Source organism: Oleomonas cavernae (genome assembly GCF_003590945.1).
Classification (GTDB): Bacteria; Pseudomonadota; Alphaproteobacteria; order Zavarziniales; family Zavarziniaceae; genus Zavarzinia; species Zavarzinia cavernae.
Genome location: NZ_QYUK01000004.1, coordinates 1 through 1,071, shown reverse-complemented (window position 1 = coordinate 1,071; position 1,071 = coordinate 1). Strand labels below are relative to the sequence as shown.

The window sequence follows — 1,071 nt, the reverse complement described above, 5'->3', positions numbered from 1 at the left end:
CAGGTCTTCGCCCTTGTCGACGTAGACGCCTTCGCAGCCGAGGCCCTTGGCGATCTGGTCGAAGCGCACGTTCTTGCTCCAGTGCACGCCCGGCTCGGTGCTGTTGCCGTGGCCGAAGGTGCGCTTGTAGACGCCGACTTCCAGGCCCCAGGCGTTGTCCACGGCAACGACGATGACCATCGGCAGCTTGAAGCGCTGGACCACTTCCAGGTCACCGATGTGGTACAGGAACGAGGAATCGCTGGTGGTCAGCAGGACCGGACGCTTGCCGCCGTCCGCGATCGAGGCGCCGATGGCGTAGCCGAGACCGGTACCCAGGCAGCCGAAGTTCTGGTTCCAGACCACGTCGTGCGGCTTCGCCTGCAGGTAGGTCCAGGTGAAGACCACGGTGCAACCGCCGTCGCGCGCGTGGATCGCGTTCTTCGGCATGGCCCTGGTGGCCTCGACGACCCACTGGCCGGTGTGGACGCGGCCGCTGTCGGTCTTGAAGTCCTGCTGGGCCAGCGCCTGCAGGCGCTCCTTGTCTTCCTTGATCCAGCGCTGCAGGTCCGGGTGCTCCTGGCGCGGGGTGGCCTTCAGCGCAGCCGAGAGCTGCGGCACGACGGTGCGCAGGTCGCCCACCAGCGGCACGTCGATCGGACGGTTCTGGCCGATCGCTTCCGGGTCCAGCTCGACATAGATCCACTTGCGATCGGTCTTGCCCTTGGCCCACAGGTGGCCACGGCCATAATGCAGCGGCTCGCCGATTTCGGTGCCGATGGCGACGACGACGTCGGACTTGGCGACGATGTCGTCACCCACCTCGGAGAACAGATACGGGAAGGTGCGATCCTCGACGCCCTCGATGAAGGCGGTACCACCGGAGGTCTGCAGGATCGGGCAGCCCATCAGCTCGGCCAGCTCCTTCACCTTCTGGCCGGCGCGGGTGCACTGCACCGCGTGGCCGACCAGCAGCACCGGGCACTCGGCGTTCCTGATCAGCTCAGCGGCCTTGGCCACCATGATGCCGTCCGCACCCGGTTCGACCAGGCGGTAGGACGACGGCGGCAGCGCCGGAGGCACTTCCAGCTC

Annotated in this window: 1 protein-coding gene; it reads right to left on the bottom strand. The window is 67.1% G+C overall.

The annotated features are described in order from the left end of the window. Positions 1 to 1,071, bottom strand: a 1,071-nt coding sequence (locus tag D3874_RS00105) for a thiamine pyrophosphate-dependent enzyme (RefSeq protein WP_147385465.1), incomplete at both ends; no start/stop codon positions are given.